Origin of the sequence: Brunnivagina elsteri CCALA 953 (genome assembly GCF_002289455.1) — a bacterium.
Taxonomy (GTDB): domain Bacteria; phylum Cyanobacteriota; class Cyanobacteriia; order Cyanobacteriales; family Nostocaceae; genus Brunnivagina; species Brunnivagina elsteri.
On the sequence record NZ_NTFS01000229.1, the window covers coordinates 1 to 10,754 of the forward strand.

The following is a 10,754-nucleotide window of genomic DNA, read 5'->3' on the forward strand; positions in this document are numbered from 1 at the left end:
GTTTGTAATAAGTAATTAAACAAGTATCTTTACAGTCATTACGAAAAATAGAATACTGAATTGCTTAAGTAGTATAATATACTGAAGATTCCGCAGTTACCCGGTATTAGACGTTATTATTCTGCTTGACTCTGGGAAAACTAGCACCAGCAATGATTTAAAGTAGCAAATAATGGATAGGGTTCTAGAAACGTAAGTTCCTACCTGCCGCAGAGAATGTTTATTATACAATCATGGTTTACATCCCGACTAAAGATTATGCTCATATCGGAATTTTCCCCTACTAATTCGTATAAAGTCCTAAATTACTTTATTTAATACATAGGTTTAGGCATAACAATGGTGTACCCTGGCAACAATCGAGACCTACTTCTCCGTAGCCTTGTTGATTGATATACCGATTTAGAGATTGAGTAATTTTGCCCTAGTAATTTTGTTGAGTAATTATGAAAGAAGTTTGGTTTCGCTGGCTAGTCTGGCTTGATTTTCGTCTAGCGCTATTATTTGCGCTAATTGTACCTTTAGTTTTATTCATCTGGGCATTCGTCCAAAAAAGCCAAACAATCCAGCACTTGCTAGGGATTTACTGGAGAGTTGGGAGTTTGCTCTTAATAACTCTTTATTTAGCGATCGCACAATACCCGATCAGCTTTGTCTCTGGTTTGATAGCACGTATTTTGATTCCCCTGTCATTATGGTTTTGGGTAGATTTAAATGATGAAATCGAATATCAACCCAATAACCTGCTCAAATTAATTTTTACATCATGGCGATGGGCTACAACTGTTTATTTTGGATTAGGTGCGATCGCATCAGTTCCATTTCTTGGTTGTGGCTTCTCTGACAGTGCAATCAAGTCAAATTATTGCCAAGTGTGGTTTGAAGCACCTTTATTCTTCAAAGGAATTTTCCATGCCAATACCAAAACACCTTTTCTGGGAGTCTTAGGTATTTTAGGTCTAATTATTTACGTTCTCTTCTTGGGTTACTTCGTTCTCGTCAAACTTGGCAAACAAGGACGCATAGCAGTGGAACAATAGAAATTAGAGCGGCAAAGCACACAGCAAAATACGCCGTTCGAGAATACTGTAGGGGCAAACGGTTGTTTGCCCTGATTTCATCAAAACTAGAAGTGTTATATTACCCACACTGTAACGTTAATAACCAATTCCCTACCTAGCTTTATGATTGGCAAAAGACTCGAACAATACACAATTAAACACCCTGAAGAAGTCTTACTCGTCACAGTCGAAATTAACGGCGAAGAAGACCAAATAGCCATATTTAAAGGCTTCTCTAGTTCCTTAGTACGTCCTACAAACTTTGACCCCGATGTCCCAGTTTTACCTGATGGTGCTAAAATACTTAGAATCGATAGAGCAGTAAGTCCGTATAATCCCGATGCACCTCGCTATCTCGAACAAGGATTGTCTTGGGAAATAATGCAAACTCGATTGGCTGATACTCGTTAATTACTGAACAGTTTGAGAACAAAAATATCGTCTTGAAGTTCTACTTTGAGATTGGTCTGATTTGCTCTGGGATTGGAATTTGGGCAACTTTAAGATTTTATACAGAAAACTCTATCTGTATGTATACCCTTACATACCAAGCATTTTTATTAACAGTTGACCTTTGCGATCGCATCAAGATATTGTAAAAAGTCTAACTGCTTGTTCCCTAAACACAAATTTATGCTAATTTATTATGAATAATCATAAACAATCCCCATAAGTATCTTTTCTATCTAATACCATCTATAAATTTTCGGTGATGCAAGCGTCGTTAATATGCGTTTGTGAGGAGTCCATCTATACGTTTAGCGCCCCCACGTATAGCCAAGATGGTATCTATTTTGAAGCTCAGGGCAATTTATCGCATTTACATTTACACTCCCCCCATCCATGAATACAGTGGTGACTCTACTAACAGAAGAAGCGTCTCAGGCTTCGCAGTCTGTGAAGCTAGTCAATCGTCAGATGATTGTTATTCTCGACTTTGGCTCCCAGTACTCAGAATTAATCGCTCGTCGAATTCGTGAGACTCAAGTATATTCGGAAGTCCTTTCCTATCGCACCACAGCGAAGCAACTTCGTCAACTAAATCCGAAAGGAATTATCTTTTCCGGAGGACCAAGTTCAGTTTACGACGAGAATGCACCCCAATGTGACCCAGAAATTTGGGAGATGGGAATTCCCATAATGGGTGTATGCTACGGGATGCAGGTAATGGTGCAGCAACTAGGTGGGGAAGTTTCCCGTGCCAGTCGTGGAGAATACGGTAAAGCTTCACTGTATATCGATGACCCCACAGACTTACTCACCAACGTTGAAGATGGTACAACAATGTGGATGAGTCATGGCGACTCGGTGACGCAGATGCCCGCAGGCTTTGAGTTGCTGGCACATACAGAGAATACACCTTGTGCTGCGATCGCAAGTCATGACAAAAAGCTGTATGGGGTACAATTCCATCCCGAAGTCGTACATTCCTTAGGTGGATTCGCATTAATCCGTAATTTTGTCTATCATATTTGCGACTGCGAACCAATCTGGACAACTGAAGCCTTTGTCGAAGAATCAATCCGCGAAATTCGCGCCCGTGTCGGCAGCAAGCGGGTTCTACTAGCCCTATCTGGGGGAGTTGATTCTTCAACCCTAGCATTTTTGTTACACAAAGCAATTGGCGATCAACTGACCTGCATGTTTATCGACCAAGGTTTTATGCGGAAGCTGGAACCTGAACGTTTAGTCAAGTTATTCAAAGAAGAATTTCATATTCCCGTAGAGTATGTGAATGCACGCGATCGCTTTATCAATTCCCTCACCGGAGTCACCGATCCCGAAGAAAAGCGTCGTATCATTGGGCATCAATTTATCAGAGTATTCGAGGAAGAGTCAAGACGGCTTGGACCCTTTGATTATCTGGCACAAGGTACTTTATATCCCGATGTAATTGAGTCAGCCGATACCAATGTTGACCTGCAAACAGGGGAACGGGTAGCAGTGAAAATTAAGAGTCACCACAACGTCGGTGGATTACCCAAAGACTTGCGATTTAAACTTGTGGAGCCTCTACGGAAGCTATTTAAAGACGAAGTTCGTAAAGTTGGACGCAATATTGGATTACCAGAAGAAATCGTCAACCGTCATCCTTTCCCAGGTCCTGGTTTAGCGATTCGTATTTTGGGAGAAGTTACCGCCGAAAAGTTAAATATTTTACGCGATGCCGATTTAATTGTCCGGCAAGAGATTAACCAGAATGGCTTGTATCACGACTGCTGGCAAGCATTCGCTGTATTGCTACCAGTAAAAAGTGTTGGTGTAATGGGCGACCAACGTACATACGCTTATCCAATCGTACTACGGATAGTCACCAGCGAAGACGGTATGACCGCAGACTGGGCACGGGTTCCCTATGATGTATTGGAAGTAATTTCCAATCGCATTGTAAATGAGGTTAAGGGTGTAAATCGGGTAGTATACGACATTACCTCGAAGCCACCTGGAACGATTGAGTGGGAATAGTGAGTTAGGAGTTAGGAGTTAGGAGTTAGGAGTTAGGAGTTAATAAATATTAATTTTCCAATACCCAATGCCCAATACCCAATAAGTAAAAAGTAAAAAGCAAAAAGTCCAAATTATCTCGAAATATTGAGGCAAGTAGAGTAACCATGACTGCAAAGAAAATGGTATTAATGCCTTCTATAAATCGAGTATTTGGACTTAGGAATTATGTGTGTAACCGTGAGAATGATTGAATTGTAAGAAAGTGTAAAGCTTTTTTACTTCGGAATTTTTACTGAATATCAAATCACTGTATTAATTTATTTGCTAGTTTTTGCTGATAAGTACAGTTAAATTGTTACGGTTGTTACAAACTCAATAAATAATTCTTTATGTAAGTATCATTAATAACTAATTTGGCTTGATTGATAGCTAGGAGGTTCGACGTGAATCAAAATTCTAGCAGGATTAAATTTTTCTTCCAAAAGTTTCTCGACTTCTTCAGTAATGTGATGAGCAGTTTCAATATCACCAGCATCAACGATAAGATGCATTTCGATAAAAACTTGTCTTCCCACAACACCACGAGACGCAATATCGTGACAATTTACCACCCCAGGAACCGAAATTGCGATCGCGTGAATTGTTTCTGGTGCGATCGCAATTTCATCAACTAACCAAGGTAAATTCTCTTTCAACACCATCCATCCACTCCAAAATACCATCAGAGCAACGGGAAAAGCTAAAACAATATCAAACCACTGATACCCCAACCACACACCAATCAAACCAGCTATTACCGTCATTGTCACCCAAATATCGCTCATTGTATGGGTAGCATCAGCAACCAAAATGGCACTTCCCACTCGCTTACCCTCACGACGTTCATAAAAAGCCACAAAAATATTCACACCCAAAACAACCAACAATATCCACAACTCTGGTGCAGAAATTCTGACAGTTTTACCACCATAAAGAATCCTCTCAATCGCACCTTGAAGAATTTCAAAACAAGCAATTCCCAAAAAAGCCGCAATCCCCAAAGCACCTACTGCTTCAAATTTTTGGTGTCCGTAAGGATGTTCTCTGTCAGGTACAGGTGAAGAAAAACGACTAGCAACCAATCCCAAAATATTATTTGCGCTATCAGTTATGCTATGTAAAGCATCAGCAAGTAAGCTGAGGGAACCAGTCAAATTTCCCACAATAGCTTTCAATATCAGCACAAATATATTTAGTAATAGCGTAATAATTAGAACCCTTCTAACAGTAGCGCGATTATCGTAAAGCATACAGTATTTTTTATTTCCATTCCTCTACTTATACTGTATAGCTTTTATGCCAATAAAAATATTTAAAGCTCTTACAAATAAAGGATTATAGGTATCTTTAAGTGAGACTTTAATTTGCTTACTATTGCAATTAATTTTAATTAATTAATCAGAAGCACTCAATAAAAGCAACTTTATTCGCTTTCAACTAAATGACTTTATTTTTCATTAATTATCTAAAAAGTTTTCATTTATCTATCTGTGGAATTATTTCTATAGGTGTTAAAAAAAAAACTAATATTTCCGAGCAACTCACAAAGTCGAAGATATGAATTTTCACTAATATTTTATGACTGTAATATATAGCTGTTCTCAGTTGATTGAAACACAGTGTGCATTCGATAAGATGTAGGGAAAACCACGATTGTTTGCCCTGCTTTTTAAGGTTGTTAGTGATTTTGAGCTATTTACAACTATAATTTAACAATTTTTAATTTACAATTATTAACACTTTCATTCCATAAAAAAAGAGCAGTTGCCGATTTTAACTGCTCCTAAAGTATTAAAATGACTCAAGCAAGTGAAACGAAATAGTTATGGAGTTACAGCAATCTCTACTGGACTTATGAGATATTGGTTTTCTATTGCGACTTATCAAGGATTTTGCCTAAGAAAGCAAATGCAATATCCGTAGGGATTAAGCGATCGCAAATGGCAGATGAAAAATCGCAATATAAAAATTAAGTATCAAAAGTCAAACACCATTGTTGTAGAAATACTTAGCGCCAACAAACCTTTAAATTACATGGTACAAACTTTAACATTTTCGTGGGATGGAGAGCAGTGTCTCATTGGGTTTCCCCATTATGGCGACTGTAGAGCATCCCTGCTCATCCGGTATGGGACTGAAAGAAACAAATATCTCACAAAAAGTTAACTGATACAATTACATATAGTAAACTTCTAAAGGCATCCAAAAGACAAAATCAATTTCCGATCGATATTATAGGATAAAAATCAGAACCTAATTGCCCGAAGTCATGCAAAAGTTTAAACATGCACGAATTAAATGTTAGTTAGCTTCCAAGATACAATTTCTTAACTAGAATTTTCGATTCATAAATCTTGATAATTCAAACCTGAATATTTTTGCTTCACGGATGACTAAATTAGGTAGATGCTGTTTTATTTTGGATGGGTAAATGCTGATTGTTTATCAAGGATTTTCTTTGCTTTATGGTTATAAAACCTTATTGCTGTCAAATCTATGGCTGTTTTCTAAGTCACCCAACCCAAAACCTGGATTGAGAAGGAATTAGTCATTCTCCCATTGTTCACGACCAATTAGGTCGGCAATGCGATCGCGCAGCAAAAAGTCACATTTTTCTAATTCACACTCAACACAAACCCATTCTCTAGCAGGAATGTACTGGCACAGAGTATAGATTGGCTGTTGTCTGCTTACAACCCCCTTCTGCACAAGCCGACGTGCTTCGTCTTGAATCACGCCGAGGGAATAGTAGTTGATAGAAGGCACCGTATTGACACTCATGGTATTTACTCACGATTACACGTAAATAGTGTTCCCAAAATTTTGACTGGAATTAACACGGCAATAATAAACTTGCTGCTTGAGTTTTGTAGTTTGCTATACTGAACCATTTCCATTTTGGCGCTATGCATTCTCAAATTATCTAACAGAAATGTGAAAAAAATCAATAACTTCTGACATTCTTGTTATTTTTTACTTGTCGAGCAAGGTTTCAGAGTCAAAATCTTTACACAATCAATTTAGAACACTTCTTCTCTGATGCTACCAAAACAACATAGCATTCGTCCTAAATGGAGAATGCTAGAGACTCAAGTTGACAACAGAAGAGCCTTATTGCTTGCAGATTTAGTTAAGTCGTTAATAATTTACGCAGGATGGCTAACTTCAATTTAAGCTTTGCTCTTCCTTAAGATAGCACAGGCATTAATTGTGTGATGAGTGATGTATAAACCGCCGCAAGCTACGAAAGCAAATGTACACCATTCCCCGACTTATTTTACCTTACCTTAAGAGTCTTTTAAACAAAATCTAATTTATCTCTTTTGCGATCGCAAACAGGACATCGGGGATCGCTTTATCAATGGAAGTATTTACACTTAGTAAAAATAAATGCCATTGATTAGGAGTAGGATGCATCCAAATTAATTTTGTTTTGCGATTAACAATGATGGCTTAGATGCTTTTAGTGAGTCTTTTAGGTGCTACCGAGATACTAGTAATATACCTAAAATCATTGTCTAAAAGTTTACACATCTATGACATTCGCAATAATCAATTAATGTAAATGATTGATTAATTATTGTGAATTTTCGTTTCTTTTATTAGAATAGCTGATGCTTTAAAGCAAAACAGTTATCAATTTAACGGTGTTCCATAATATCCACATCCGCATCACAGTTCTGGTCTGCAATATGGCTAGTCGCGTCGGGATAGATAAACATCTGGAAACGGTAGAGCTAGATATATTGAAATTCAAACAGACGCAGTGCGATCGCGTCTGTCACATATCTGTCAAGTAGCTTAAGCTAGTTTGTTAGTAAAGTTACAATTAACCACTAACTATCCGATGAATTTTCCTTCTTCTCATCACTATCACTATCACTATCACTATCACTATCACTATCACTATCACTAATATCAAGTTGATTCAACAGCGACAATAATTTTGTACCACGCTCAATTGAAAGGTCTTCAATAAATATTAGCTCCGGTGTACGACGTAGACGAACCCTCGCACCAATTTCTCTGCGGACATAACCAGTGGCAGACTTCAAACCAGCCATTGTTTCAGCTTTGGCTTCGTCTGTACCGTAAATTGAAATGTAAATTTTGGCGTGTTGCAAATCGCCAGATACATCAACATCAGTTACACTGACCATTCCAGCCCCTACACGATCATCTTTGATATCAGTCAGCAACATCTGGCTGACTTCGCGTCTAATTAATTCAGCAACGCGAGAAACACGGCGATTGGTAGCCATAAAAATTAAGCCTCCTCAAGAGAGGTTATATTACACAAAATTGTGCGATTAAAACCGAGCAATTTGGAAAAATTTGGTTCTCATTTTAATTTTGCTCGTATTCAGCACTTGCCACGATATTTATCTTGATTTGCCTTGATGCACTATACAGCACCTAAACCCAGCATCGCACGCAAGGTAAATGTCACAAAGATAAAACCGCTAACCGACAGACTAATAATCGCAATTAGAGTCACTGGATTTTTAAGTAAAGGAGCCAGGGGTGCAAACGTACTTAAAAACACGCCTAAAACAGTTGAAATAAAGTAGCGAGGGTAGCGGAAAACGTTGTCCCAAAATCCGTCAAACATTTGAATCTATACAACCCTATAATATGGTATACGTTTGAATTGATGTTATTTGCACTCTTAATTGTAATCTACATGAACCAAAATTTTCTAATTTAATATAAAATATCATTCGCAAGTGCAATATCTATTTTTTTAGCTTATTTAGCAGTTAAGTCCTATTTCTATGTGAACGATTAGTTAAATGTTAACTCAAATTCGCAAACAAACTTTCCCGCGTCCTTTTTTAAAATGGGCAGGTGGTAAAAGAATTAGTAAATGATGATTTTAGAATTAACCATTAAATTATATTGTTTTGGTTTAATTGCAGACAGCCAATTACGCAAGATAATAGGCAAAATTAGGAAATCTGGTTATTAATCAACTAAGAAAACTTTGCCCTAGTCAATTAACTCCTTAATTTTCCTCAATGTCCCTTCTTTCTTCTTCCTTGGCGTACTTTGCGTCTACCCTGCGGGTAGTCACTCCGTGCCTATGGCGGTTGAATCCTTTGCCCATCATAGTTTGTGCGGCAGAATACTAGGAAAGAGACAATATAAATAATTTTGTATTTTTTTAGCAATTGGTATAAGATACAACAGCTTTTATCAATTTTTTGTAAAGTATGTCCTTAGTAGTACAAAGCAACTATACTAGTCATAGAACAATGAAGGTAGTAGAAAAAAACAAGTCACTACTGCCGAAGGAGCGAAACATGTTGCTACCACCATTATTAACACCGTCGTTACCCAAACCCAAGCCATTTTTGAAATGGGCTGGGGGTAAAAGTAAACTTTTAGAACAAATGAGTCATTACTTTCCGCAAGGTTTGGCTGATGGATCAATTAATCGGTATATAGAGCCTTTTATAGGAGGAGGAGCAGTTTTTTTTCATCTAGCTTCCAACTATCAGGAAATTCAGAGTTTTTATTTATTTGATATTAATCCAGAACTGATAATAGCATACAAAACTATCCAAAAAAATGTAGAAGAGCTAATAGAAGAATTATCTCGTATTCAAACTGAATATTTTTCTCTTCCTTTGCAGGAACAGGTACAATATTTTTATAAAATTAGAACTAACTTTAATTTGCGAAAACAGGAAATAGATATTAATAATTATTCCTTTGCTTGGATAGAAAGAACTGCACAAACTATTTTTTTAAATCGTACTTGTTACAATGGATTATTCAGAGTCAATTCTAAAGGCTACTTTAATGTACCAGTCGGTAGATATAAGAACCCGAAAATTTGCAATCAGGAAAACCTGTATGCTGTTTCACAAGCCTTAAAGAAGGCAGTGATTCAGTTAGGAGATTTTGAACTTAGCAAACAATTTTCAGACTCATCTACATTTACTTATTTTGACCCTCCTTATCGACCTATTAGTAAAACTTCTAATTTTACTTCTTACTCAGAAACTAATTTTAGTGATACTGAGCAGTTAAAGTTAAACAGTCTATTTAAAGAGCTTGATGCTGGTGCTGGAAAGTTGATGCTAAGTAATTCAGACCCTAAAAATCAAGACCAAAATGATAATTTTTTCGATGATATTTATAGTGAATATAGAATTGAAAGAATCAAGGCTTCTCGCTCAATAAATAGTAATTCTTCCAAACGTGGAGAAATTAATGAACTTTTAATAATGAATTATTAATTAAACTTTTGTAAGTAATTATGAAGTTCAGCCCGATTTTCAAAGATTTGATTAATTGCTCTAGTTCCGAGGAAGTTTTTTCTTATTTGAAAGATTCTCTGACTGATTCAATTAGGCCTTGGACTTATTTTGTAAATTGGCAAAAAGTTCTGATTAATTTCCGCAAAATTGAAGTTCGCTTAAATATTTTAAATACTTTAATCGGCAAAAATAATACTGAGCAAGAGTTTAAAAAGTTGCTTACTGCTTATCCAGAAATATTGAGTGTAATCCCTATTTTACTTGCTTCTAGAACTTCTAACTTTCGGATTTTGACAGATTCTTTGCATGGTAATTTTCAGTATAAAAACTATAATTTCCCCGAAAAAATTAAGTCTTTAAGTCCACAGGAAATTGACGAAGCGGTTGAATTTGTCAAAGAAACAAGAGTATTAGATTTATTTTCTAACAGAACTATTAAAAGTATACCTGACTATGTTTTAGGTATTGAAGTTGGATTAGATACGAATGGACGCAAGAATCGTGGTGGTACTTCTATGGAGACTATCACAGAAGAAATAGTTTCTCACATTTGCAGTCAGAATAACTTTTTATATATTAAGCAAGTTAATGCGGCTAAAATCTTTAGAGATTGGGGAATAGTAGTTCAAGTTGATAAATCAAGTAGAATATTTGATTTTGCAATTAATAATCAAGGAACTCTTTATTTAATTGAAGTAAATTTTTATGGTGGTGGTGGTTCAAAGCTTAAATCAACCGCAGGAGAATATAGATATCTTTTTGATTTTATATCAGCACAAAAGCATCAACTTATTTGGATTACAGATGGTTCAGGTTGGAAAACGGCTCTAAAACCTTTGGAAGAAACATTTAATTATATTGATTATACTCTTAATTTAAATATGGTTAATTCTGGATTATTAGCAGAAATCATTAAACATAAAATTTAAGAATATATTAG

Annotated in this window: 9 protein-coding genes; 5 read left to right on the forward strand and 4 right to left on the reverse strand. The window is 36.4% G+C overall.

Annotation, left to right across the window (positions count from 1 at the left end; genetic code table 11):
• Window positions 1-446 precede the first annotated feature (446 nt).
• The 3 genes from CK510_RS18810 (at window position 447) to guaA (ending at window position 3,527) form a co-directional block, all read left to right on the forward strand.
• A complete protein-coding gene (locus tag CK510_RS18810) occupies window positions 447-1,040 on the forward strand; it encodes a DUF3177 family protein (protein ID WP_095723163.1) in 594 nt (197 codons plus the stop codon).
• 144 nt (window positions 1,041-1,184) lie between these two features.
• Entirely contained in the window at window positions 1,185-1,472 is a 288-nt protein-coding gene (locus tag CK510_RS18815; protein WP_095723164.1) for a DUF7734 family protein, read from the forward strand.
• Window positions 1,473-1,904: 432 nt separating this feature from the next.
• Window positions 1,905-3,527, forward strand: a complete 1,623-nt coding sequence (guaA, locus tag CK510_RS18820; RefSeq protein ID WP_095723165.1) for a glutamine-hydrolyzing GMP synthase — start codon at window positions 1,905-1,907, stop codon at window positions 3,525-3,527.
• A 383-nt stretch (window positions 3,528-3,910) separates the two neighbouring features.
• Here the strand turns inward: guaA and cdf31 are convergent, their stop codons facing one another.
• The 4 genes from cdf31 to CK510_RS18840 all read right to left on the reverse strand — a co-directional run bounded on the left by cdf31 (window position 3,911) and on the right by CK510_RS18840 (window position 8,160).
• Complete coding sequence (gene cdf31, locus CK510_RS18825) at window positions 3,911-4,798, reverse strand: CDF family zinc efflux transporter Cdf31 (protein WP_095723166.1); 888 nt, start codon at window positions 4,796-4,798, stop codon at window positions 3,911-3,913.
• A 1,294-nt stretch (window positions 4,799-6,092) separates the two neighbouring features.
• Window positions 6,093-6,329, reverse strand: coding sequence for a DUF4327 family protein (locus CK510_RS18830; RefSeq protein ID WP_095723167.1), 237 nt, complete (start codon window positions 6,327-6,329; stop codon window positions 6,093-6,095).
• Window positions 6,330-7,384: 1,055 nt separating this feature from the next.
• Entirely contained in the window at window positions 7,385-7,810 is a 426-nt protein-coding gene (gene rbfA, locus CK510_RS18835; protein WP_095723168.1) for a 30S ribosome-binding factor RbfA, read from the reverse strand.
• A 143-nt stretch (window positions 7,811-7,953) separates the two neighbouring features.
• The gene (locus tag CK510_RS18840) at window positions 7,954-8,160 is read right to left on the reverse strand and encodes a DUF751 family protein (protein ID WP_095723169.1); all 207 of its coding nucleotides are present in this window, start codon (window positions 8,158-8,160) and stop codon (window positions 7,954-7,956) included.
• Between the two features lie 691 nt (window positions 8,161-8,851).
• Between CK510_RS18840 and CK510_RS18845 the strand changes: the two genes are divergently transcribed.
• Both CK510_RS18845 and CK510_RS18850 read left to right on the forward strand, forming a co-directional pair.
• Entirely contained in the window at window positions 8,852-9,793 is a 942-nt protein-coding gene (locus tag CK510_RS18845) for a DNA adenine methylase (RefSeq protein ID WP_095723170.1), read from the forward strand.
• 20 nt (window positions 9,794-9,813) lie between these two features.
• Entirely contained in the window at window positions 9,814-10,743 is a 930-nt protein-coding gene (locus CK510_RS18850; RefSeq protein WP_095723171.1) for a type II restriction endonuclease, read from the forward strand.
• Window positions 10,744-10,754: the final 11 nt, after the last annotated feature.